The sequence below is a fragment of the Variovorax robiniae genome, assembly GCF_037889955.1.
In the GTDB taxonomy this organism is placed as follows: domain Bacteria; phylum Pseudomonadota; class Gammaproteobacteria; order Burkholderiales; family Burkholderiaceae_C; genus Variovorax; species Variovorax robiniae.
Map to the genome: position 1 here is coordinate 55,765 of NZ_JBBKZS010000003.1, position 23,473 is coordinate 79,237.

A 23,473-nucleotide genomic window follows, 5' to 3' on the forward strand; every position below is an offset into this window, starting at 1 on the left:
AACTCGTTCGCAGAACCTCGCGGGTGACCGCGTTAGCTTTGCCCCTGCTTCTGGCCGGCTGCACCTTGCCGCCGGTGCTGAAGCCCGCCGTCCCCGCGCCGCCGCCGCCACCCCCGATGCCGCGCGTGACGCCGGTGGAGGTCGACCCGGCAGCGCCCGCCACTCGCCTGTTGCCGCCGCCTGTCGACGCGCCGGCGCCCAGCGCCGTGGTGCTGGCCTATGCCGACCGCATCCGTGCGCTCGGCGGCAATGACCTGGGCAACGAGATCGCGCGCCTCGGCGACCCCTCCGATTCCCCGCAGACCCAGATGCAATTGGCGATCGCGCTTGCGCAGACACGCAACCCGCCGGACCTGGTACGCGCCATCAGCCTCATGCAACGCGTGATCGGCAATCCCTCGCCCGAGGCCCAACCGCTGCAGCCCTTGGCCCGGGCACTGGTCCAGCGCTACAACGAGCAACGCCGCGTCGAAGACGATCGCGACCGCCAGGCGCAGCAAGTGAAGGAAAGCCAGCGCCGCATCGACCAGCTGAACGACCGCATGGAAGCGCTGCGCGCCATCGAGCGCAGCTTTGCGCGCCCCAGCAACAGCGCGATCCCGCCGCCCACGGCGCCCACCACCCGGCCCACACCATGAGCGATACCGCAACACCCGGCGCACGCCTGCTGGTGGTCGATGACGACCCCGACATGCTGCGGCTGCTCTCGATGCGGCTCAACTCGGCCGGCTACCAGGTGACGGCCGTGACCTCGGCCGAATCGGCGCTCACGCAACTGGAAATCGAGCATCCGCAACTGGTGTTGAGCGACGTGCGCCTGCCCGGCAAGGACGGCCTCGCGCTGTTCGACGAGATCCGCAAGCGCCACCCCTCCCTGCCGGTGATCCTGCTGACCGCCCACGGCACCATCCCCGACGCGGTCGAGGCCACCGCCCGCGGCGTCTTCACCTACCTCACCAAGCCCTACGAAGCCCGCGAGCTGCTCGAGAAGATCAGCCAGGCGCTGGCCCTCGGCGCCCCGGTGCACCTGCCCAGCAAGGGCAGCGACGAAAGCTGGCGGGCCGAAATCGTGAGCCGCAGCAACCGCATGGCCGAGGTGCTGGCCGAGGCCCGCATGATCGCCAAGTCGGACGCCAGCGTGCTCCTGCGCGGCGACAGCGGCGCCGGCAAGGAACTGCTGGCCCGCGCCATCCACCGCGCCAGCGCGCGCGCCGAGAAGCCCTTCGTCGCCGTCAACTGCGGCGCCATCCCCGAGGCGCTGCTCGAATCCGAACTGTTCGGCCACATGAAGGGCGCCTTCACCGACGCCGTGGCCAACCACAAGGGCCTGTTCCAGCAGGCCGACGGCGGCACCCTGCTGCTCGACGAGATCGGCGACATGCCGCCCGCCCTGCAGGTCAAGCTGCTGCGCGTGCTGCAGGAACGCGCAGTGCGGCCGCTGGGCGGCAGCCAGTCGATCGCGGTCGACGTGCGGATCATCTCGGCCACCCACCGCGACCTCGACGCGGCGATGGAAGCCGGCCAGTTCCGCGAAGACCTCTACTACCGTCTCAACGTCGTGACACTCACGCTGCCGCCCCTGAGCGCCCGGCGCGAGGACATTCCGTTGCTCGCGAACCACTTCCTCAACCGCCTGTCGGCCAAATACGGCAAGCGGCTGTCGGGATTCGCGCCCGAGGCGCTCAAGGCGCTGACCACCTCCGCCTGGCCCGGCAACGTGCGCCAGCTCTTCAACGTGGTGGAACAGGTCTGCGCCCTGTCGACCTCCCCGCTGATCCCGCTGGCGCTGGTGCAACGTGCGTTGCGCGTGCCGACGGTAGAGGTGCAGACCTATGCCGAAGCCAAGCAGCGCTTCGAGCGCGACTACCTGGTCGGGCTGCTGAAACTGACCGACGGCAACGTGGCCGATGCGGCCCGCATGGCCGACCGCAACCGGACCGAGTTCTACCGCCTGTTGCAGAAGCACGAGCTGACGCCCGGCCTATTCAAGTCGGATGCAACAGGAGGCTCCGGAGAGCCTGTCGCCGAGGAGCGACGCCCCTAAGTCGTTGATTTCATTCGGTTTACAAAGTTGACCGGCGGAGCTTGTCGCCGCGTGGCGACAAAAACGATGGTTTTCACCCCTCCGGGGGCCTAAATCTCGGGTAAACCCCATGTAAACCTGCGCAAGTCGTTGATGCGCAAGAGGATTTGCAGCCTGGCACAGGGCTTGCCCCTGTACTGGCATGACTGCACATACCAGCCCCCTCTTCGCACTGCGTTCGCAGCGCGACGGCCTCCGTCAAAAGCGCGTTTCGCTCTCGCGTCCCCGTAGCGCGGGCCTTCCGCACGCGGCGCACGATGCGACCAGCGGCGCGGCGCCTGACTGTGTGTTCAAGCGCTTTCCGGCGATCGGCGACACGCCCGGCTCTGCCAAGCAACACTGGTAAGCCGCCGCATGAAGCCAAGCAACTACTCACAGCTGAGCACGCTTCAGGCGCTGGTTGAAAGCGCCCCGGCGCGCAGCCCGCTGCGCGAAGAGCGCCATCCGAACTCCGTCACGGCCCCGCCGGTGAACCGCGGCTCCATGGCGCCCCGGCCGTGGCGAGGCTTCTGGAACAGCATCGGTACCGCCGCGCTCGTGCGCCTCGGCGCCGGCGGTGCGCGCCGTTCGACGACCGCCGTCGCACCGAAGAAGGAAGCGTGGCAACGCGCCGCCGAACAACGCCGCCTCGCCTTCATGGCGCTGACCCTGCTCAGCACCGTGATCGCCGCGACGCTGTTCGCCAGCATCCAGCCGGACTACGACAACGTCTGGCTCGAATACGGCCAGATCGGCCTTTATGCGCTGCTGTCGGGCTGGGTCGTGACCGGCTTCGTGACCGCGCTCATGGGCTTCTATGTTTCCGTGCGCGGCGACAAGCATGCGCTGTCGGTCAAGCAGGTGGCGGGCCATGCGATGAACCCGGAAGCCCGCACCGCGATCATCATGCCGATCTGCAACGAGGACGTGGCCACGGTGTTCGCCGGCTTGCGCGCGACCTGCGAATCGGTCGCCTCCACCGGCAACGCGAAGCACTTCGACGTGTTCGTGCTGTCCGACACCTACAACCCCGAGACCGCCGCCGCCGAGCGCGCCGCCTGGGAAGACCTGCGCGCCGCCCTGGCCGCCAGCCCGAACCAGCCGCAGGTCGAGGTCTACTACCGCCTGCGCACCCGCCGCACGCACCGCAAGGCCGGCAACGTCGCCGACTTCTGCCGCCGCTGGGGCAAGGACTACCGCTACATGGTCGTGCTCGACGCCGACTCGGTGATGAGCGGCGACTGCCTGAGCTCGATGGTCAAGCTGATGGAAGCGAATCCGACGGCCGGCATCATCCAGACCGCGACGCAGGCCATCGGCCACGTCACGCTGCACGCCCGCGCCCAGCAGTTCGCTTCCCGCGTGACGGGTCGCCTGTTCACGCTCGGCATGCAGTTCTGGCAGCTCGGCGAATCCCACTACTGGGGCCACAACGCGATCATCCGCGTCAAGCCCTTCATGGACCATTGCGCGCTGGCCCCGATCAAGGGCACCGGCGGCATGTCGGGCGGCATCATGTCGCACGACTTCGTCGAAGCCGCGCTGATGCGCCGCGCCGGCTATCACGTGTGGCTGGTGTCCGACCTGGTCGGCAGCTACGAGCAGCAACCGCCGGACCTCTTGGCCGAACTGACCCGCGATCGCCGCTGGTGCCAGGGCAACCTGCAGAACGCCCGCCTGATGGCCGAACCCGGCATCCACCCGGTGCACCGCGCGATGTTCGTGACCGGCACCATGGCTTATGTCTCGGCACCGCTGTGGCTCGCCTTCCTGACGCTGGGCACCGCGCTCTGGCTGAGCGGCACCAGCCTGCTGGGCCAGTGGGACGTGCTGCCGGCGGAACTCGCCGGCCTGTGGATCTGGACGCTGTGCCTGCTGTTCCTGCCCCGCGTCCTCGGCATCGCCGCCGTGATGATGCGCGGCGAGCAGAACCAGTACGGCGGCCTGTGGGGCCTGGTCAAGAGCGCGATGCTCGAAAGCGCACTCGCCATCGTGCAGGCTCCGGTCCGCATGATCGCCCACTCGCTGTTCGTGGTGGTCGCCCTCACCGGCCTCAAGCTCGACTGGAAGTCGCCCCCGCGTGAAGCCGCCGCCGTGCCATGGCGCGATGCGGCCTCGACGCTGGCGCCGATGAGCCTGGTCGTGGGCGCGCTGGCCTTGGGCATTGCGCTGATCGATCCGAGCGCGCTGATCTGGCTGATGCCTGTGGGCCTGCCACTGCTGCTGGCGATTCCGCTGACGGTGCTGACCAGCCAGATCGGCCTGGGCACCAGTTTGCGTGAGCGAGGCTTCCTGCTGATTCCGGAAGAGTCGCGTTCGCCTGCGGTGCTGCGCCGGGCGTGGATGCATGCGGTGCGCTTGGCGCGTCCTGCGGCGCTGACGGCCTGAGACTGCTTCACCCGATGAGCGCCCCCACGGGGGCGCTTTTTGTTGGGCGGCTACTTGTGAGGATGAGCGCGCCGGCGGCGCACAGTTGGTCTGCTCAGGCCATCAAATCCCGATCACCAACCGCCCCAGCGGCACCGTCTCCGGAATCCCGAACTTCAGCGCCGCCGAGTCCACCGCCTTTGGGCTCCTGTAAGTGCCGAACATCCTGTCCCACACCGACAGCAGCACGCCGAAGTTGCTGTTGTAGTGCGCCGGGTTGTCGCTGTGATGGATCTCATGCGTTCGGGGCGTGACCAGCAGCCAATCCAGCCAGCCCAGCTTCCAGCGCACGTTCATGTGCATCCACGCATTGGTCAGCGCATTGAGAATGAACAGGGCGCTGACCATCCACCACGGAGACGTGCTGATCAGCGGACCGGCCAGGATGTAAGGCACGTTGAACAGCGCCTGTTGCAGGATCGAACCCCGGTTCCCCGCCAGCCAGTACATGTGCGTCGGCGAATGGTGCCAGCGGTGCACGCGCCACAGCACACCGATGTGCACGAGCCGATGCATCCAGTAGGCCCCGAAATCCGCGACCATCAGGTAGAGCAGCAGCCGAACCGGGAAGGGCCAGGCCTCGATGGCTTCAGGCCATGGGGCGCCCTGCACATGGAGCCACAGGTTCAGGTGGAACGCCGCCTTGGCCACCACGAACGCGCCGAACACCTGGGCCACCAGGTCGCGAACCAGCACCTTGCGCCATTCGATCTGCCGCGCGGCCCAGAGCCATTCGAGCAGTCCGAAGAGCATCACCAGGAGCAGGAACAGGGAGATCTTGAAGGCGAGGGGATGGGACAGCAGGGCCGACACTGGAATTCAAAGGCGACGAGGTTCGCCCCGGAGTGTCCATGCAGCGACGGCGCCCCGAAGAACTCGAGGCCCGGATTCGTCCATTTGCAACACACGATCCGTGAATTCCGCCACGTCGTGAACATCAGATACCGATCGCCATCCGCCCGATTGGCACCGTCTCCGGAATGCCGAACTTCAGCGCACCTGAATCAACATCCTTCGGACTCCTGTAGGTGCCGAAGATCCGGTCCCACACCGAAAACAGCACGCCGAAATTGCTGTTGTAGTGCGCCGGGTTGTCGCTGTGGTGGATCTCATGCGTGCGCGGCGTGACCAGGATCCAGTCGAGCCAGCCCAGCTTCCAACTCACGTTCATGTGCATCCACGCATTGGTCACCGCGTAGAGGACGAACAGGCCGCTGGCCAGCCACCATGGCGAGACGTTGATCAGCGGGCTCGCGAAGATGTAGGGCAGGTTGAACAGCACCTGTTGCAGGATCGAGCCCCTGCTGCCCGCCAGCCAGTACATGTGCTTGGGCGAGTGGTGCCAGCGATGTGCGTGCCAGAGCACGCCGACATGCACGAGCCGATGCATCCAGTAGGCGCCGAAATCCGCGACGAGCAGGTAGATCAGCAGTCGCACCGGAAAGGGCCAGGCGCCGATGGCCTCCGGCCAGGGCCCGCGCCAGTAGATCCACAGGTTCAGGAAGAAGGCCGCCTTGACCACCACGAAGGCATAGAAGGCCTGGGCCACCAGGTCGCGCCACAACACCCGACGCCATTCGATCTGCCGGGCGCCCCAGCGCCACTCGAGCAGCCCGAAGAGCGCCACCATGAACAGGAAGACGGAGATCTTCAGAGCGAGCGGATTCGTCAGGAGGTTGGACACGGAATTTCAACGGCGAATGGGTTGGCTTCGGAGTGTCCGCGCAGCAGCGGCGCCCCGGCACGCCGCCGGTCGGATTCGGTGTCTTGTGACCGGCGATCCGTGGAATGTGCCACGTGTCCCGGATCGATGCAGATCTCAAGTCGATGTGGCTTTGCCATCTCGGCTGGTCCCCCGCGGGAGGGCGGGCCGGGCTTGCCCCGGCCCTGGGGGCTCAAAACCGCGGCATGCCGCCGCCACCGCCCATGCCCGGCGGCATGCCCTTCATGCCGCCCATGCGCTTCATCATCTTCATGAGGCCGCCGCCCTTCATCTTCTTCATCATCCCCTGCATCTGCTCGAACTCGTTGAGCAGCCGGTTCACTTCCTGGACCTGCACACCGGCGCCGGCCGCGATGCGGCGCTTGCGCGTGGCCTTCAGCAGCTCAGGCTTGCGCCGCTCCAGCGGGGTCATGCTGTTGATGATGCCTTCCTTGCGGCGGATGTCGCGCTCGGCGCGGGTGAGGTCGGCCTCGGTCGCCTTGGCGGCCATCTGCGAGGGCAGCTTGTCCATGATGCTGGAGAGCCCACCCATCTGCTTCATCTGCTGCAACTGGCCGAGGAAGTCGTCCAGGTCGAAGCCGCCGCCGCTCTTGACCTTGTTGGCCAGCTTCTGCGCCGCCGCGACATCGACGCCGGCCGTGACCTGCTCGACCAGCGCGACGATGTCGCCCATGCCGAGGATGCGGCCCGCATGACGTTCGGCATCGAACACTTCCAGGCCGTCGATCTTCTCGCTGGTGCCGGCGAACTTGATCGGCACGCCCGTCACCTGCCGCACCGACAGGGCCGCGCCGCCGCGCGAGTCGCCATCGGTCTTGGTCAGGATGATGCCGGTCAGGGGCAGCGCGTCCTTGAAGGCCTTGGCGGTATTGACCGCGTCCTGGCCCTGCATCGCATCAACGACAAACAGCGTCTCGACCGGGTTCAGCGCCGCATGCAGCTGCTTGATCTCGGTCATCAGCACTTCGTCGATCGCGAGGCGGCCGGCCGTGTCGACCAGCAGCACGTCGAAGAAGTGGCGGCGCGCATGGTCGATCGCGGCGCGGGCGATGTCGAGCGGCTTCTGGTCGGGGGTGCTCGGGAACCATTCGGCGCCGGCCTGCTTCGTCACCGTCTTCAACTGCTCGATGGCGGCCGGGCGGTACACGTCGCCCGACACGGTCAGCACCTTCTTCTTGCGCTTCTCGATCAGGTGCTTGGCCAGCTTGGCGGTGGTCGTGGTCTTGCCCGCGCCCTGCAGGCCGGCCATGAGGATCACCGCCGGCGGTTGCGCCGCGAGGTTGATGTCCGACACGCCCTCGCCCATCGTCGCGGCGAGTTCGCGGTTGACGATGCCGACCAGCGCCTGGCCCGGCTTCAGCGAACCCAGCACTTCCTGGCCCAGCGCCTTTTCCTTCACGCGCGCCACGAAGTCGCGCACCACCGGCAGCGCCACGTCGGCCTCCAGCAGCGCCATGCGCACTTCGCGCAGCATGTCCTGCACATTGGCTTCGGTGATGCGGGCCTGGCCGCTGACCTGCTTGACGAGGCGCGAGAACTTTTCGGAGAGAGCGTTGGCCATGAAGGGATGCCTTGTTGCCCGCTGCCGCGAGCCGAATGGAAGACGAAAGAATGCAGGACAGTATCGGTGAGCCGGCGACCGCGTGGAATGCCGCGGAGCCGGTGGTGCCGGGCCGCCCGGCGAAGGGCTGCAACCCTGCGAAACACGGGCCAACCCTTGGGCTGGTGACAATCTCCAGCGCATTAAACTCGGCCCATGATTTTAGCGAGCCCCTCCCCGCTCGGCGTGGCACTGGGCATCGTCGCTGCGTCGGCCTACGGCGTGACAGCGGTCGCGGCCTCCCGCCTGAGCCGCTCGGCCACGCAATGGTTGCTCATCCTTGCGTGGGTGCTGCACGGTGTTGCGCTGGTGCAGGGCCTGGTCGGTGCGCAGCCCCGCTTCGACTGGGGCCCGGCACTCTCCGTGACGGCATGGCTGGTGCTCACGGTCTATGGCATCGAAAGCCGCATGTATCCCCAACTCACCGTGCGCCGCGCACTGGCCGTGCTGGCCGCCGCCACGGTACTGGTGGCCACCTTCTTCCCGGGCAAGCCGCTCGACGTGTCCGCATCGCCCTGGCTGCCCTTGCACCTGGCGCTGGGCATCGCGTCCTACGGGCTGTTCGGCGCGGCCGTGGTGCATGCCTGGCTCATCACGCGCGCCGAGAAGCAGATCCGCCGCGCCAACGATCCCGAGGCCGGCGTGCCGCTGCTCACGCTGGAGCGCCTGACCTTCCGCTTCGTGACCGCCGGCTTCGCGCTGCTGTCGGCCACGCTGCTGGCCGGCTTCCTGTTCAGCGAGACGCTGTATGGCCGCGCCTGGAAGTGGGACCACAAGACCGTGCTGTCGGTGCTGGCCTGGCTCTGCTTCGCGGTGCTGCTGGCCGGACGGGCGCGTGTCGGCTGGCGCGGTCGCACCGCGCGGCGCGTGCTTTACGCGGGTGCCGCGCTGCTGGTGCTGGCCTATGTGGGCTCGCGCTTCGTGCTCGAAGTCATGCTGGACCGCGTCGCATGAAGTACCTGATCGTCCTGTTCGTGGTCGCGCTGGCGATCTGGCTCTGGCGCCGCAATCGCCGCGAGGAGATGGAGGAGGCCGCGCGCGTCGCCAAGCCGGCCACCGCCCCTCGGCGCGCGGGTGAGCCGCAGGAGATGGTGCGCTGCGCCCATTGCGGCTTGCACCTGCCGGCCAGCGATGCCATCGCCGGGCCCGGCGGTGGCGTCTATTGCAGCGTCGCGCACCGCCAGGCTGCGGCCGGATGAGTTCCCCGCTGCTTTGGTCGCGCGGCGAGCCCGGCAGCGAATGGGGCAGCCTCGACACCACGCCGCATCCCGACAGCCCGGCACTGCAGCGCCTCTGGCGCGGCTTCATGACCGCGCGCAGCTTCGTCGCTGCGGTGCTGGTGATGCTGCAGGGGGTGAGCGTCGGCATCAACCAGGCGATCCATCCAACCGCGCTGATCATCTCCATCCTGTACCTGGCGGCGGTGCTCGGCGCGGCGCGCTATGTGCGCTTCCGCCCGCCTCTGCGCGGCTTCCATGGCGCATGGCTGGCCTCGATCGGCATCGACCTGGCGACCTTCACCGCGCTGCAACTGGTGCAGTTGCCGGGCAGCATCAATTACACGCCGCTGTTTGCCCTGCCGGTGCTGATGGGCGCGGTGCTGGGCACCGCCTCGGTCGGCCTCGGCACCACCGCCGCGGTCACGCTGCTGCTGCTGGGCGACGCGGGCTGGCAATGGCTCGATCATTCTGGCGATCCTTCCACACGTTTCCTGCAAGCCGCGCTCACGGGCACCGGCCTGTTCGTCGTTGCGCTGCTGGCGCACCAGTTGGCCTTGCGGCTGGCTCGCGAGGAAGCCCAGGCCCTGCGCAGCCGCAGCACCGCGCAACTGCATGCGCAGGTGAACGACCTCGTCATCGAAACCCTGAGCGAGGGCGTGCTGGTGATCGATGCCGAGGGCCGCGTCCATTCGGCCAATCCGGCCGCCGACGCGATCCTGGGCCGAGGCCTGGCGGCGATGGCGCTGCCCTTCGAACTCGATGCGCATCCGGCCTGGCACTCGCTGGCGGTGCTGGCCGAGGAAACCTTTTCGCATCGCCAGCCGCAGTCCCAGGAAATGCCGATCGCCCAGGCCGGCGGCGCCCCACGCGAGGTCCGGGTGCGCACCCGCCTCACGCCGGCCACCGACCGGCGCATCGACAGTTTGTGCGTGATGTTCCTGCAGGACCTGCGCGAACTGGAGGCGCGCATCCGCACCGAGAAGCTGGCCGCCATGGGCCGCATGTCGGCCGCGGTGGCGCACGAGATCCGCAATCCATTGGCGGCCATCACGCAGGCCAGTGCCTTGCTTGGCGAGGACCTGGTCGACCCTTCCCACCGCCAGCTCACGGCGATGGTGCAACAGAACGCCCAGCGCCTCGCACGCATCGTGGACGACGTGCTCGACGTCTCCCGCGCCCGCCAGCAACGCTCGCTGCCGCTGGGCGACCTGGTCGCGCTGGATGCCACGGTGCGCACGCTGGCCGAGGAATGGGTGCGCCAGACCCGGCGCCAGGGCGTGCTGCTGGCGCTGGATGCCGGTGGGCGCGACGTGCGCTTCGAGGTCGAGCACCTGCGCCGCATCCTGGTCAACCTGCTGGACAACGCGGCGCGCTATGCGGGCGATCGCGACGGCTCGATCCAGGTCACCACCGCGACCGGGGCGCGTGGCCGCGCCACCCTGCAGGTCTGGAGCGACGGCATGCCGCTGGAATCGGCCGTGCAGCGCCACTTGTTCGAGCCCTTCTTCTCGTCGGAAAGCCGCTCCAGCGGGCTGGGCCTGTTCATTTGCCGCGAACTTTGCGAGCGGCACGGTGCCACCATCGGCTACGAACGCCGGGCGCTGTCGGCGGCCGGGCCCGAGGGCAATGAATTCTTCGTGGTCTTCGCCTCGGCGGAGACGCGGCTGACACAATAGCAACGTGAGCACCCACCACCCCACCGCCGTCCTGCCGGCACAGATCCTGGTCGTCGACGACGAACCCGACCTGCGCACGCTCTACGAACTGACGCTGCTGCGCGAAGGCTATCGCGTCGAAGCGGCGGGCAGCCTGTCCGAGGCGCGGGAGCATCTCGACGCCGGGCGCTTCGACGCGGTGATCACCGACATGCGCCTGCCCGACGGGCTCGGCATGGAAATCATCCAGCGCATCCAGAGGGACCAGCGCAGCGAGCGCTGCGTGGTCATGACCGCCTACGGCTCGGCCGAGAACGCGGTCGAGGCGCTCAAGGCCGGCGCCTTCGACTACCTCACCAAGCCGGTCGACCTCAAGCAGTTCCGCGCGGTGGTGGCCTCGGCCGTGCAGCGCCAGACGCAGGAAGCCGTGCCGGCCACCAGGCCTGTGCAGGCTGCCGCCAACCCAGCCGCCACCAGCGATGGCCGCGCCCCCGCCACCGCCACGACGCTGGCCGAGAAGGCGCTCGAACGCCTGGTCGGCGAATCGGAGCCGATGCGGCTCATCAAGTCGCACATTGCCAAGGTCGCGCGCGGCATGGCGCCGGTGCTGGTGCGCGGCGAATCGGGCACCGGCAAGGAACTGGTCGCCCGCGCCGTGCATGCCTGCAGCCAGCGCAGCGACGGCCCCTTCGTCGCGGTGAACTGCGGCGCCATCCCGGAGAACCTGCTGGAGGCCGAATTCTTCGGCGCGCGCAAGGGCTCCTACACCGGCTCCGCGGCCGACCGCGACGGCTACTTCCAGGCGGCACGCGGCGGCACACTCTTCCTCGACGAGATCGGCGACCTGCCCCTGGCCATGCAATCCAAGCTGTTGCGCGCGATCCAGGAGCGCAGCGTGCGGCCGATCGGCTCCACGCAGGAAGACACGGTCGACGTGCGCATCGTCAGCGCGACGCACAAGGACCTGCATGCCGAAGTACAGGCCGCGCGCTTTCGGCAAGACCTGTTCTATCGGCTCAACGTCATCGAGATCTCGGTGCCCCCGCTGCGCGACCGCCGGGAAGACCTGCCGGCACTGTGCAACGCCCTGCTGTCGCGCATCGCGCAGGACGCTGGCATGCCGGTGCCGCGCCTGACCGCCGACGTGGTCAAGCGCCTCGCGGACCATCCGCTCGAAGGCAACGTCCGCGAACTCGAGAACATCCTGCACCGCGCCGTCGCCCTCAATGACGGCGACGAGCTGCACCTGGACTTCATGAGCAGCGGTCCGGCGCCCTTGGAGCCCATCGCCGCGTCCCTGCCTCCCGCGGAGGCCGTCGCGCCGGTGCGGGAGCGCCCAGCGACGCGGCCGGCAATGCCTTCGGACCTGCAGTCCTACCTCGACCAGCACGAGCGCGAAGTGCTGGTCCGTGCACTCCAGGAAAGCGGCTTCAACCGCACCGCCGCGGCCGCGCGCCTGGGCCTGAGCCTGCGCCAGATCCGCTACCGCATCGCCCGGCTGGGCATCAGCACGCCGCACGGCGATGACGGTGGCGTCGGCACGCTGGACGACGGCGGATGAGTGCCGCCCGGCCGACCGAGGGCGCTGGCACCGCAGCGCGCAGCGCGGAGTTCACCCTGGATGCGCCGTCGGACGCCAGCCTCTGGCAAGCGGGCTGGTACCGATTCGCCCGGCGCCTAGCCTCCCCCAACTTCGGCCCCCGCCCCGCCGGCGCGCAGATCGACCTGATCGTCCTGCACTCGATCAGCCTGCCGCCCGGCGTCTACGGCGGCCACCAGGTGCAGGAACTCTTCACCAACCGCCTCGACTGGGATGCCGACCCGTACTTCGACCGCATCCGCGGCATCGAGGTCTCCAGCCACTTCTACGTGCGCCGTGACGGCGAGCTCTGGCAGTTCGTGAGCTGCGACGCGCGCGCATGGCATGCCGGCGCCTCCAACTGGCGCGGCCGCGCCAATTGCAACGACGACTCGATCGGCATCGAGCTCGAAGGCCTGGAGGGCCAGCCCTTCGAAGACGCACAGTACGAGACCCTGGCCAGCCTGTGCCCCGTTCTTGCGCAGCACTATCCAATCGCCTTCATCGCGGGCCATGAGCACATCGCGCCGGGCCGCAAGCAGGACCCGGGCAGCGGCTTCGACTGGCGCGCCTTGCAAGGTGCGTTGGCCTGGCCGGACACGATGTTTCCTTGAGGGCTCCAACAGGGCCGGGCCCCTCGACGCCAGCGCATCCGCGCCCGCTTAATTTTCTCAATCGCGAAAGCCGCCGCGATGGGCCGAGATCCGACGCCCTTTCACAGGGAAAATCAACGCCCCCGTCCAGCAACCATGCGCCCTGCGGGCCCAAATCGCCCCGCAACCCGCATCAAGACTGGGTCGTGACACAGTAGCGTAGTAACCACGGGCGCTGCCGCGCGACATCCAGAAAAACCCGCGGGATGTGGCGTTTGAGATTCATGACAAACACTACATCTAGTGGCTTGTAGCCCCTCAGGACACTAGATATAGTGTGCCCTCAGCCGGACATATTCCGTTACAAATACCTTACATTCTTGCGGCGGCGCGCACGGCTTGCGTGCCCCGAGCGCCGCCCTTCACAACAACAGTCGCTAACCGAGGAACCGAATGCAGACAGCCCTGAACACCCCCGCCACGCCACGCCCCTCGTCCTCCACACCTGCTGCCAGCAGCCAGCCGCGCGACGTCGCCGGCACCCTGTCGGCGGATGCGCTCGCGCACTACCAGATCATCCGCCGCAACGGCGCGGTGGTCTCGTTCGAGCCCAACAAGATCGCCATCGCGCTGATGAAAGCCTTCCTGGCCGTGCACGGCACCCAGGGCGCGGCTTCGGCCAGCGTGCGCGAGACCGTCGAAGGACTGACCCAGGCCGTGGTGCGCGCGATGGTGCGTTCGCGTCCGGGCGGTGGCACCTTCCACATCGAGGACGTGCAGGACCAGGTCGAACTCGGCCTGATGCGCGGCGGCCACCATGAGGTCGCCCGCGCCTACGTGCTCTACCGCGAGCGCCGCACCCAGGAGCGCGCCAGCCAGAACGAGCCGGCCGCACCCGCCGCCGTGCCCACGCTGCATGTGCTGGACCGCGGGGAACGCGTCGCGCTCGACATCAACGAACTCAAGGGCCTGATCGAATCGGCCTGCGAAGGCCTCGGCGCCACCATCACGGCCGCGCCGATCCAGGCCGAGACCATGCGCAACCTCTACGACGGCGTGCCGCTCGACGAGGTCTACAAGGCCTCGATCCTGGCCGCCCGCACGCTGATCGAGAAGGACCCCGACTACACCTTCGCCACCGCGCGCCTGCTGCTGCACACGATCTTCCGCGAGATCCTGGGCCGCGAAGTGGCGCCGGCCGAACGCGCGACCGCCTATGCCGACTACTTCCCGCACTTCATCAAGAAGGGCGTCGAGAACGAACTGCTCGATGAGAAGCTGCTGCAGTACGACCTGGTCAAGCTCGGCGGCGCACTGAAGGCCGACCGCGACCTGAAGTTCGACTACCTCGGCCTGCAGACGCTGTACGACCGCTACTTCCTGCACGTGCGCAAGACGCGCATCGAACTGCCGCAAGCCTTCTTCATGCGCGTGGCCATGGGCCTGGCGCTCAACGAGATCGACCGCGAAGCCCGCGCCATCGAGTTCTATGAAGTGCTGTCCTCCTTCGACTTCATGTCGAGCACGCCCACGCTGTTCAACAGCGGCACGCTGCGCTCGCAACTGTCGAGCTGCTACCTCACGACGGTGCCCGACGACCTCGACGGCATCTACGAGTCGATCAAGGAAAACGCGCTGCTGTCGAAGTTCGCCGGCGGCCTGGGCAACGACTGGACCCGCGTGCGCGCGCTCGGCAGCCACATCAAGGGCACCAACGGCGAATCGCAAGGCGTCGTGCCTTTCCTCAAGGTCGTCAACGACACCGCCGTCGCGGTGAACCAGGGCGGCAAGCGCAAGGGCGCGGTCTGCACCTACCTCGAAACGTGGCATCTGGACATCGAAGAGTTCCTGGAACTGCGCAAGAACACCGGCGACGACCGCCGCCGCACGCACGACATGAACACGGCCAACTGGATCCCCGACCTGTTCATGCGCCGCGTGATGGAGAAGGGCAACTGGACGCTGTTCTCGCCCTCCAGCGTGCCCGACCTGCACGACCTGTTCGGCACCGACTTCGAAAAGGCCTACGTCGCCTATGAAGAGAAGGCCGCGCGCGGCGACATCAAGCCTTCGCGCACCATCCCGGCCACCGACCTGTGGCGCAAGATGCTCACGATGCTGTTCGAGACCGGCCACCCCTGGATCACGTTCAAGGACGCCTGCAACGTGCGCTCGCCGCAGCAGCATGCCGGCGTCGTGCATTCGTCGAACCTCTGCACCGAGATCACGCTCAACACCAGCGACACCGAAACCGCCGTCTGCAACCTCGGCTCGGTCAACCTGCTGCAGCACTTGAAGGACGGCAAGGTCGACCAGGCCAAGCTCAAGCGCACGATCTCGACCGCGATGCGCATGCTCGACAACGTGATCGACATCAACTACTACGCCGTGAAGAAGGCGCGCGACTCCAACATGCGCCATCGTCCGGTGGGCCTGGGCCTGATGGGCTTCCAGGACGCGCTGTACGAACTTCGCATTCCTTATGCATCGCAAGAGGCCGTGCAGTTCGCCGACGAGTCGATGGAAGCCATCTGCTTCCACGCCTACTGGGCCTCGACCGAACTGGCCAAGGAACGCGGCAAGTACTCGAGCTACAAGGGCTCGCTGTGGGACAAGGGCATCCTGCCGATCGACACGCTCGACATGCTCGAGAAGGCACGCGGCGGCTATGTCGAAGTGGACCGCTCGGCCACGCTCGACTGGGACGCACTGCGCCAGAAGATCAAGGCCGACGGCATGCGCAACTCCAACTGCGTGGCCATCGCACCGACCGCGACCATCTCGAACATCATCGGCGTCGACGCCTCGATCGAACCCTGCTTCGGCAACCTGTCGGTGAAGTCGAACCTCTCCGGTGAATTCACCGTCATCAACCACTACCTGGTGCACGACCTCAAGCGCCTGGGCCTGTGGGACGACGTGATGGTGATGGACCTGAAGCACTTCGACGGTTCGCTGCGTCCCATCGACCGCGTGCCGCAAGACATCAAGGCGCTCTACGCGACCGCCTTCGAAGTCGAGACCACGTGGCTCGTCGAAGCCGCTGCACGTCGCCAGAAGTGGATCGACCAGGCGCAGTCGCTCAACATCTACATGGCCGGCGCCTCGGGCAAGAAGCTCGACGACACCTACAAGCTCGCATGGCTGCGCGGTCTCAAGACCACGTACTACCTGCGCACGCAGAGCGCGACGCATGCCGAGAAGTCGACGGTGCAATCAGGCCGCTTGAATGCCGTGTCCTCGGGTGGCGATGCCACGCCGAAGATGAGCGCACTCGAAGCCGCGGCCCTCGCAGCGCAAGCGCAGATGAATGCGATCCCCGCGACCGACATCGCGTTCTGCGGTGTCGATGACCCGACATGCGAAGCGTGTCAGTAATCGTTGTGTGATTTGCGCGGCATCGACTCACACGAGTCGATGCTCGCGAGCAACATAAGAACAAGATAATTGAAGCGCGATGTGAACGAGCACTTTGCATATCACATCGTTGCTCACATAATTTGAGCATTGGAATTTTCTATGTTGACCTGGGACGAAGAAGTCAAGCCCTCCTCATCGAAGGACATGCAACAAGGTTTGCAGCACTCCACGAATCACGGCGCACCGATCGGCCGCTCGATGGAAGTCCCGACTTCGCAAATTCCCCAAGCCTCACTTGCATCACGCATGCTCGATGACGGCGCAACCGTTCCTTCACGCGTGGCAGCACCAGCAACTGTTGCCAGCGCCGTACCTGCCGCACGCCGCGTGCGTGCCGCCGACAAGCGCATCATCAACGGCGAGACCGACGTCAACCAGCTCGTCCCCTTCAAGTACAAGTGGGCCTGGGAAAAGTATCTCGCCACCTGCGCCAACCACTGGATGCCGCAAGAGGTGAACATGACGCGCGACATCGCGTTGTGGAAGGACCCGAACGGCCTGACCGAAGACGAGCGCCGCATCGTCAAGCGCAACCTCGGCTTCTTCGTGACCGCCGACTCGCTGGCTGCCAACAACATCGTGCTGGGCACCTATCGCCACATCACCGCGCCCGAGTGCCGCCAGTTCCTGCTGCGCCAGGCCTTCGAGGAAGCGATCCACACGCACGCGTACCAGTACATCGTCGAGTCGCTGGGCCTGGACGAGAGCGAGATCTTCAACGCCTACAACGAAGTGCCGTCGATCCGCGAGAAGGACCAGTTCCTGATCCCCTTCATCGACGCCATCAGCGACCCGAACTTCCACACCGGCACGCACGAGACCGACCAGACCCTGCTCAAGTCGCTGATCGTCTTCGCCTGCCTCATGGAAGGCCTGTTCTTCTACGTCGGCTTCACGCAGATCCTCGCGCTCGGCCGCCAGAACAAGATGACCGGCGCCGCCGAGCAGTACCAGTACATCCTGCGCGACGAGTCGATGCACTGCAATTTCGGCATCGACCTGATCAACCAGTTGAAGCTCGAGAACCCCGGCCTCTGGACCGCGGAATTCAAGGCCGAGATCAAGGCCCTGTTCCTCAAGGCCGTCGAACTCGAATACCGCTACGCCGAAGACACCATGCCACGCGGCGTGCTCGGCATGAACGCATCCATGTTCAAGGGCTACCTGCGCTACATCGCCAATCGGCGTGCACAGCAAATTGGCCTTGAGACACTCTTCCCGAACGAAGAGAATCCGTTCCCGTGGATGAGCGAAATGATCGACCTGAAGAAAGAGCGAAATTTCTTTGAAACCCGCGTGATCGAATACCAGTCGGGTGGTGCTCTTTCCTGGGATTGAGACGTTCTCAGAACAACAATGCATTCAAGAATTGCCATCGGCGCACATCGCACCAAAGAGTGCGGCGACTGACAGGCGACGGTGTTCATGGTGCTGGAGCTTGATATCCAACACCATGAATCGCTTCACGTTCACAAGCGAGCGTGGAGTGCTTCAAGAGGTTGATTTTTCAACTTGATCAAGGAGAAAGAAATGGCAACTGCAAAGAAAGCGCCGGCGAAGAAAGCCGCAGCAAAGAAGGCTCCGGCAAAGAAGGTCGCGGCAAAGAAGGCACCGGCAGCGAAGAAGGCTCCGGCAAAGAAGGCCGCTGCGAAGAAGGCGCCGGCGAAGAAGGTCGTCGCGAAGAAGGCAGCACCGGCGAAGAAGGCCGCTGCAAAGAAGGCAGCACCGGCGAAGAAGGCCGCTGCGAAGAAGGCACCGGCGAAGAAGGCCGCTGCGAAGAAGGCGCCGGCGAAGAAGGCCGCTGCCAAGAAGGCCCCTGCCAAAAAGGCTGCGGCCAAGAAAGCAGCGAAGAAGCCTGCTGCCAAGCCTGCCGCCAAGAAGGCTGCGAAAGCACCCGCCAAGGCCGCCGTCGCCCCTGCCCCAGCTGCACAGACGACGCTGAATCCTCAAGCTGCATGGCCGTTCCCGACGGCCAGCAAGCCCTGAGTCATTCAGAGGCCCTGAAAGGCAAAAACCCGGCACCGCAAGGTGTCGGGTTTTTTTATGCCTCGTCGATCAGAGGCCGAGAGCCTGGCGGTCGACCGTGTAGTTTTGCGGACCGCGCTGCGCGATCTTGAGCGCACCGATCTGGTTGCCCAACGCGGCGCATTTCGCGAGCGGCCAGCCTTGCTCCAGGCCGAACAGCAGCGCACCTCGCCATGCGTCGCCGCAACCCGTGGGGTCGACCACGGCGGCCGGCTTGACCGCGGGCACATGCGACATGACTCCGTCGATCCAGACCTCGCATCCTTCGGCACCCAGCGTGACGACCAGGCCCTTCACGCGGCGCGAGATGTCGGCGCTGCTCCAGCCGGTGCGCTCGCTGAGCATCTTGCCTTCGTAGTCGTTCACCGTGACCCAGTCGGCCTGCTCGATGAAGTGCGACAGCTCGTCGCCGTTGAACATCGGCAAGCCCTGGCCCGGATCGAAGACGAAGGGAATGCCGGCGACCTTGAACTGCTCGGCATGCTGCAGCATCCCGTCGCGACCATCGGGCGAGATGATGCCGATCTTCAGGTCCGCGCGCGCCGCGATGTGCGAGATGTGCGCCTGCTGCATGGCGCCGGGATGGAAGGCCGTGATCTGGTTGTTGTCACGGTCGGTCATGATCATCGCCTGCGCCGTGTAGGCATCGTCGACGGCGCGGATGAACTCGGTGCCCACGCCCAGCTCCTCGAGCCGCGCCACATAGGCGGCGCCATCGCTGCCGACCGTCGCCATCGGCAGCGCCTTGCCGCCGAGTGCATTGAGGGCGTACGCGATGTTGCCGGCACAACCGCCGAAGTCGCGCCGCAGGCTCGGCACGAGGAAGGACACGTTGAGGATGTGCAACTGGTCCGGGAGGATCTGGTCGGCGAACCGGCCCTCGAAATTCATGATCGTGTCGAACGCGAGGGAACCGCAAATCACTGCTGCCATGTTGAGCCGTTGGATGTTGGAAGGGTTGGATGGGAGCGCGCGACGCGTGCTCACGGATAGAAGGCGACGACCCGGTAGCCCGCGACCGGCGACAGATCGGCGGCATCGGGGCCGGTGAGTGCGAGCGGCAACGAGGCGCTGCGTTCCGCCTTGGGCCCGAGCACCGCGGGCGCGCCGAAGTCGGCCGGCATCAGCACGCGCCGCACCAAGGTGCGCTCCTGCGTGTCGAGCAAGGACAGTTCGACGGCCGGCATGGCAAGAGGCGTAGTCGCGCTGCTGCGCAGGGTGAAGTCGAGGCGATAGCCATCGCCGGTCTTGTCACGCGCAAACGATGCGCCATCGATGGTGATCGCAGCGATCTGTCGCAGCGCCGAGATCTCGCAGCCCGTGAGCTTGCACAGGCCTTCCAGCGCCGGCCGCAGGGAGGGCTCGCGCGCGACCAGCGCGTCGCGTTCGTGACGAGCCCACTGCAGGGCAAGCAGCACGACAAGAAAGACCAGCACGATAACGATGCGGCGGCCGGGCGTGCGCTCGCCACGGGCCGCCACGGGCGCTTGTGCGAAGGGAGGCAAGGCCGCCGACGATTCGGCAGGCGCTTCGATGATGCTGGCGGCCGTGACCACGGGCGCGGGCAGAGGCGCGTCATGCGCGTCCTGCGCCTCTGGCACTATCGCAGCGGCCGCCCTGCGCGCACGCGCATTGCGCACGGCCTCGACGCGCGCCAAGCGCAAGGCCTTTTGCAACTGCGCGTTGCTGGATTCATCGACGAACGCCGAAAAGTCGTCCAAGGCCTCGATGGAACTGCTGAGCGAATGCTGCGCCAGTACCGGCATGGGCTCGCCTGGCAGGGCAATGGCCGGTGATTCAACTCGGGGCGGCGCCGAGCTTGGCGCAGGCCACGGATCATCGGCGTCCAGGTCGAGCGAGGGCCAGTCCGCGGGCGGTACGAACGCGGCCGCATCGAAGGTCTGTGGCGCCGCCGCCGACTGCACCTCCGGCTCGGGCTCCGAATCTTGCTCCGCCTTCGGTCCCGATTCCAGCCCCGCATCCGCCTCGGCCTCTGCTTCGAAGACCTTTCGCGTCAGATCCAATCGTGCGGGCTGGGTCTCCGGCGCCTCGATCGGAAGGTCGATCTCGATCAGGGGCTCGTCTTGCGCTTCGGATGCCGCGGATGCAACGGCTTCCTCGGAGGCCGCCGGCATGCTGACCGCATCGGGTGCCTCGCGCAAGTCCAAAGTCGCATCGAACACATGGCTGCAGCGCCCGCATCGCACCCATCCATCCGATATCCGAAGCTGGTCTCGGACCACCTTGAACGTGGTTTCACAGGAAGGGCAGCGGGTGACGAGACTCATTGGGCGGGCATTGTAGGTGGCAGGCCCGCGCGCCATGCTTCAAGCGCCGGGCGCCATGCGCACCAGTTCCAACGCAGGGAAGCGTGTGAACAAGCCCTCAGACTGTGGCCGTCATGAGGATCCAACCGTCCTCGCTGTCGCTGACCTGCAGGCGCGCATAGGGCGCATAGGCCTCTTTCAACTCGTCCGCCTGGCGCTCGAGGATGCCGGCCAACACCAGCGAGCCGCCGGGCGCGACGTGGCCGCACAGCAAGGGCGCCAACAGTTTCAGCGGTGTCGCCAGGATGTTGGCCAGCACGGTCTGGTAGCGTCCCTCGGCCTTGTCGGGAAGGCCTGCATTCAGTTGGACGGCATTGGCCTCGGCATTGAGGCGCGTCGATTCGACAGCGGCTTCGTCGATGTCGACCGCGTCGATGCGCGCTGCGCCATATTTCGCCGCGCCGATCGCCAGGATGCCGGAACCGCAGCCGTAGTCGAGCACGCGCTGGCCTTCGAGTCCGTGGGTCGCGATCCAGCGCAGGCACATGCGCGTGGTCGGATGCGTGCCGGTGCCGAAGGCCAGGCCCGGGTCAAGCCGGATCACCTGTCTGGCTTGCGCGGGTGGCTCATGCCAGGTCGGCACGATCCAGAACTCCGGCGTGACCTCGACCGGCGCGAACTGCGATTGCGTGAGCCGCACCCAATCCTGCTCCGGCACATTCGCCACGCCGAGGATGCTGCAGCCATTGAAGAAGTCCTGGAACTCCAGCACGGTGGCCGCCTCCCGCGCGGCCGGCTCGGTGGGAAACAGCGCGATCACGCGCGAGCGCTGCCAACCCTCCTTCGGCGGCGGCATGCCGGGCTCGCCGAACAGCGCCTGCTCCGCATCGGTGTGCGCGTCCGCGTCCTCGACGGAAACGCTCAGTGCGTCGAGCGCGTCCAGCGCATCGCTGACGTTCTCGACGTTGTCCTCGGGGACCAGCAGGCGAAGTTCGAACACCGGCCGAACCGTTCAGCGCTTGTGCGCCGCCAGCCACTCTTCGAGGTAGTGGATGTTGGTGCCGCCAGCCATGAACTTGGCGTCCACCATCAACTCGCGGTGCAGCGGGATGTTGGTCTGGATGCCCTCGACCACCGTCTCGTCCAGGGCGGTCCGCATGCGCGCCATGGCCTGCTCGCGCGTGTCGCCGAAGCAGATGATCTTGCCGATCATCGAGTCGTAGTTCGGTGGCACGAAGTAGTTGGTGTAGACGTGCGAGTCGACGCGCACGCCAGGGCCGCCCGGCGGATGCCACATCGTGATGCGGCCCGGCGACGGTGTGAACTTCCAAGCGTCTTCCGCATTGATGCGGCATTCGATCGCATGGCCGCGCATCTCGATCTGGCGCTGCGTGAACGGGAGCTTTTCCCCCGCCGCGACCATGATCTGCGTCTTGACGATGTCGATGCCGGTGGTGAACTCGGTCACCGGATGCTCGACCTGCACGCGCGTGTTCATCTCGATGAAGTAGAACTCGCCGTCTTCATAGAGGAACTCGAAGGTGCCGGCGCCGCGGTAGCCGATCTTCTTGCAGGCTGCGGCGCAACGCTCGCCGATCTTCTCGATCAGCTTGCGCGGAATGCCGGGCGCCGGCGATTCCTCGATCACCTTCTGGTGGCGACGCTGCATAGAGCAGTCGCGTTCACCGAGGTAGACCGCGTTCTTGAACTTGTCGGCAAGAACCTGGATTTCGATGTGGCGCGGGTTCTGGAGGAACTTCTCCATGTAGACCGCCGCGTTGTTGAAGGCCGCGCTGGCCTCCGCCTTGGTCATCTGGATCGCATTGACCAGTGCCGCCTCGGTGTGGACCACGCGCATGCCGCGCCCGCCACCGCCGCCCGCCGCCTTGATGATGACCGGGTAGCCAATCGCCCGCGCAATGCGCTTGTTGGTGGCCGCGTCGTCCGAGAGTTCGCCCTCGGAGCCGGGCACGCAGGGCACGCCGGCCTTGATCATGGCCTGCTTGGCCGAGACCTTGTCGCCCATCGTGCGGATGTTCTCGGGCGTGGGCCCGATGAACTGGAAGCCGCTCTGCTCGACGCGCTCGGCGAAATTGGCGTTCTCGCTCAGGAAGCCATAGCCGGGGTGGATCGCCTCGGCGTCCGTCACCTCGGCCGCCGAGATGATGGCCGGCATGTTGAGGTAGCTCAGCGACGACGGTGCCGGCCCGATGCAGACCGCTTCCTGGGCCAGCTTGACGTACTTGGCGTCGCGGTCGGCCTCGGAGTAGACCATGACCGCCTTGATACCCATCTCGCTGCAGGCGCGCTGGATCCGCAAAGCGATCTCGCCCCGATTGGCGACCAGGATCTTCTTGAACATGCGCTGTTACTCGATGATGAACAGCGGTTGGCCGTATTCGACGGCCTGGCCGTTCTCGCCGAGGATCTGCGTGATCGTGCCGGACTTGTCGGCTTCGATCTCGTTCAAGATCTTCATCGCCTCGATGATGCAGATCGTGTCGCCTTCCTTCACCTGGCTGCCGACTTCGACAAAAGCCGCGGCACCGGGGCTGGAAGCACGATAGAAGGTACCGACCATGGGCGACTTGACCGTATGGCCGGCGGGCGCCGCAACCGGAGCAGGAGCGGCCGCCGGTGCTTCAACAGCCTGGGCGGGCGGCGACGCCGGAGCGGCTTGGGGCGCGGCTACGGACTGCACATATTGCACAGGCGCCGACGCGCCGGCCTTGACGATGCGCACCTTGCCTTCGGCTTCGGTGATCTCAAGTTCGGAAATATTGGATTCAGACACGAGATCAATCAGTGTCTTGAGTTTGCGAAGATCCATGGGCCTCCAAGCGCCAGCTGTGCTGGTCATAGGTATCAACTCGCCTGAAAATCGGCGATTGTTGGCGTTTAT

19 protein-coding genes are annotated in these 23,473 nt (G+C 66.4%); 11 read left to right on the forward strand and 8 right to left on the reverse strand.

Translation table 11 applies throughout. The features are described from left to right. The first annotated feature begins 23 nt into the window (after positions 1–23). The 3 genes from WKW79_RS08445 to mdoH all read left to right on the forward strand — a co-directional run bounded on the left by WKW79_RS08445 (position 24) and on the right by mdoH (position 4,450). Entirely contained in the window at positions 24–638 is a 615-nt protein-coding gene (locus WKW79_RS08445; protein WP_340334694.1) for a hypothetical protein, read from the forward strand. Next, entirely contained in the window at positions 635–2,044 is a 1,410-nt protein-coding gene (locus tag WKW79_RS08450) for a sigma 54-interacting transcriptional regulator (RefSeq protein ID WP_340334695.1), read from the forward strand. Before WKW79_RS08445 ends, WKW79_RS08450 begins: the two co-directional genes overlap by 4 nt. Before the next feature lie 393 nt (positions 2,045–2,437). After that, a complete protein-coding gene (mdoH, locus tag WKW79_RS08455) occupies positions 2,438–4,450 on the forward strand; it encodes a glucans biosynthesis glucosyltransferase MdoH (protein WP_340334696.1) in 2,013 nt (670 codons plus the stop codon). 102 nt (positions 4,451–4,552) lie between these two features. On the opposite strand, the gene WKW79_RS08460 is transcribed toward mdoH, so the two are convergent. From WKW79_RS08460 to ffh, 3 genes are all read right to left on the reverse strand, one after another. Continuing rightward, a complete protein-coding gene (locus tag WKW79_RS08460; protein WP_340334697.1) occupies positions 4,553–5,302 on the reverse strand; it encodes a sterol desaturase family protein in 750 nt (249 codons plus the stop codon). A 124-nt stretch (positions 5,303–5,426) separates the two neighbouring features. Further along, positions 5,427–6,173 (reverse strand): sterol desaturase family protein, encoded by a 747-nt coding sequence (locus WKW79_RS08465; RefSeq protein ID WP_340334698.1) that lies wholly within the window; start codon positions 6,171–6,173, stop codon positions 5,427–5,429. A 211-nt stretch (positions 6,174–6,384) separates the two neighbouring features. Further along, entirely contained in the window at positions 6,385–7,773 is a 1,389-nt protein-coding gene (ffh, locus tag WKW79_RS08470; RefSeq protein WP_340334699.1) for a signal recognition particle protein, read from the reverse strand. A 195-nt stretch (positions 7,774–7,968) separates the two neighbouring features. Between ffh and WKW79_RS08475 the strand changes: the two genes are divergently transcribed. The 8 genes from WKW79_RS08475 to WKW79_RS08510 all read left to right on the forward strand — a co-directional run bounded on the left by WKW79_RS08475 (position 7,969) and on the right by WKW79_RS08510 (position 18,265). Then, positions 7,969–8,766 (forward strand): cytochrome C assembly family protein, encoded by a 798-nt coding sequence (locus tag WKW79_RS08475; RefSeq protein WP_340334700.1) that lies wholly within the window; start codon positions 7,969–7,971, stop codon positions 8,764–8,766. Continuing rightward, positions 8,763–9,011 carry a PP0621 family protein gene (locus tag WKW79_RS08480; RefSeq protein ID WP_340334701.1) on the forward strand — a complete coding sequence of 83 codons (249 nt, stop codon included), beginning with the start codon at positions 8,763–8,765 and terminating at the stop codon, positions 9,009–9,011. The genes WKW79_RS08475 and WKW79_RS08480 overlap by 4 nt, the downstream gene beginning before the upstream one ends. Then, positions 9,008–10,708, forward strand: a complete 1,701-nt coding sequence (locus tag WKW79_RS08485; protein WP_340334702.1) for a two-component system sensor histidine kinase NtrB — start codon at positions 9,008–9,010, stop codon at positions 10,706–10,708. The genes WKW79_RS08480 and WKW79_RS08485 overlap by 4 nt, the downstream gene beginning before the upstream one ends. A 4-nt stretch (positions 10,709–10,712) precedes the next feature. Next, positions 10,713–12,248, forward strand: coding sequence for a sigma-54-dependent transcriptional regulator (locus WKW79_RS08490; RefSeq protein WP_340334703.1), 1,536 nt, complete (start codon positions 10,713–10,715; stop codon positions 12,246–12,248). Then, positions 12,245–12,880 carry a 1,6-anhydro-N-acetylmuramyl-L-alanine amidase AmpD gene (ampD, locus tag WKW79_RS08495; protein ID WP_340334704.1) on the forward strand — a complete coding sequence of 212 codons (636 nt, stop codon included), beginning with the start codon at positions 12,245–12,247 and terminating at the stop codon, positions 12,878–12,880. Before WKW79_RS08490 ends, ampD begins: the two co-directional genes overlap by 4 nt. A 432-nt stretch (positions 12,881–13,312) precedes the next feature. Continuing rightward, complete coding sequence (locus WKW79_RS08500; protein ID WP_340334705.1) at positions 13,313–16,237, forward strand: ribonucleoside-diphosphate reductase subunit alpha; 2,925 nt, start codon at positions 13,313–13,315, stop codon at positions 16,235–16,237. A 141-nt stretch (positions 16,238–16,378) separates the two neighbouring features. Next, positions 16,379–17,617: a ribonucleotide-diphosphate reductase subunit beta gene (locus WKW79_RS08505; RefSeq protein ID WP_340334706.1), complete on the forward strand. Its 1,239-nt coding sequence runs from the start codon at positions 16,379–16,381 to the stop codon at positions 17,615–17,617. A gap of 192 nt (positions 17,618–17,809) precedes the next feature. Beyond that, positions 17,810–18,265, forward strand: coding sequence for a histone H1-like DNA-binding protein (locus tag WKW79_RS08510; RefSeq protein WP_340334707.1), 456 nt, complete (start codon positions 17,810–17,812; stop codon positions 18,263–18,265). A 69-nt stretch (positions 18,266–18,334) separates the two neighbouring features. Here the strand turns inward: WKW79_RS08510 and WKW79_RS08515 are convergent, their stop codons facing one another. From WKW79_RS08515 to accB, 5 genes are all read right to left on the reverse strand, one after another. Continuing rightward, positions 18,335–19,237, reverse strand: a complete 903-nt coding sequence (locus tag WKW79_RS08515; RefSeq protein WP_340334708.1) for a carbohydrate kinase family protein — start codon at positions 19,235–19,237, stop codon at positions 18,335–18,337. A gap of 50 nt (positions 19,238–19,287) precedes the next feature. Beyond that, complete coding sequence (locus tag WKW79_RS08520; RefSeq protein WP_340334709.1) at positions 19,288–20,628, reverse strand: DUF3426 domain-containing protein; 1,341 nt, start codon at positions 20,626–20,628, stop codon at positions 19,288–19,290. Positions 20,629–20,689: 61 nt separating this feature from the next. Beyond that, a complete protein-coding gene (gene prmA, locus WKW79_RS08525) occupies positions 20,690–21,571 on the reverse strand; it encodes a 50S ribosomal protein L11 methyltransferase (RefSeq protein WP_340334710.1) in 882 nt (293 codons plus the stop codon). A gap of 12 nt (positions 21,572–21,583) precedes the next feature. Beyond that, on the reverse strand, positions 21,584–22,933 hold the full coding sequence (accC, locus tag WKW79_RS08530; protein WP_340334711.1) for an acetyl-CoA carboxylase biotin carboxylase subunit: 1,350 nt from the start codon (positions 22,931–22,933) through the stop codon (positions 21,584–21,586). 6 nt (positions 22,934–22,939) lie between these two features. Beyond that, positions 22,940–23,401 (reverse strand): acetyl-CoA carboxylase biotin carboxyl carrier protein, encoded by a 462-nt coding sequence (gene accB / locus WKW79_RS08535; RefSeq protein ID WP_340335172.1) that lies wholly within the window; start codon positions 23,399–23,401, stop codon positions 22,940–22,942. Positions 23,402–23,473 lie beyond the last annotated feature (72 nt).